We start from the raw sequence: 712 nt of genomic DNA on the forward strand, positions 1-712 counted from the left end.
TTTTATTTTGTCGGCTGATTTCATATAGGTTCCCTGTATTTATTCTAATTTTATAGGCGCAAAGGTAAATAATAAATAAGGAAATGTTCACAGGCATTATTGAAGAACTGGGAGTTGTCACTGCCCTGGAAAAAAGCGGCGGAAATCTACATATTACAATTCAGGCCAAAATGACCGGGGAGCTGAAAATCGATCAAAGTGTATCCCATAATGGTATTTGCCTCACGGTTGTAGATATTAAAGATGATGCATACACCGTCACCGCAATTGATGAAACCCTTAACAAGACCAACCTTGGAAATTTAAAGGTGGGAGAAGGTGTTAATTTGGAAAGAGGAATGAAGGTGGGAGCAAGATTAGACGGCCATATTGTCCAGGGACATGTAGATCAAACCGCTGTCTGCACCAGGATTGACAACAAGGAAGGCAGCAGGGAATTTACCTTTGAATATGATCCTACATTTCAAAATGTGACTATTGAAAAAGGCTCAATAACCATTAATGGGGTGAGCCTTACCGTGGTTAACTCCCAAAAAAGCCATTTTAGCGTGGCTATTATTCCCTATACGCTCGCACACACCACTTTTGGCTCTCTACAAGAAGGTGACAGGGTCAATCTTGAGTTTGATGTGATTGGAAAATATGTGCAGCGTCTTATGCAGTTGAATGCTTAGCTCACCGCTTAGGCTGAAGCTTGTACAGACCTATAACA

At 41.0% G+C, this 712-nt stretch carries 1 protein-coding gene; it reads left to right on the plus strand.

Features of this window, described 5'->3' with window-relative positions; genetic code table 11:
* Window positions 1–83 precede the first annotated feature (83 nt).
* Entirely contained in the window at window positions 84–674 is a 591-nt protein-coding gene (locus HC175_RS15865; protein ID WP_168023934.1) for a riboflavin synthase, read from the plus strand.
* Window positions 675–712: the final 38 nt, after the last annotated feature.

The organism is Salinimicrobium oceani (assembly GCF_012037645.1).

Excerpts from the sequence above, each read along its gene's own strand:
- HC175_RS15865 (WP_168023934.1), top strand. The coding sequence starts at position 84 with ATGTTCACAGGCATTATTGAAGAACTGGGAGTTGTCACTGCCCTGGAA.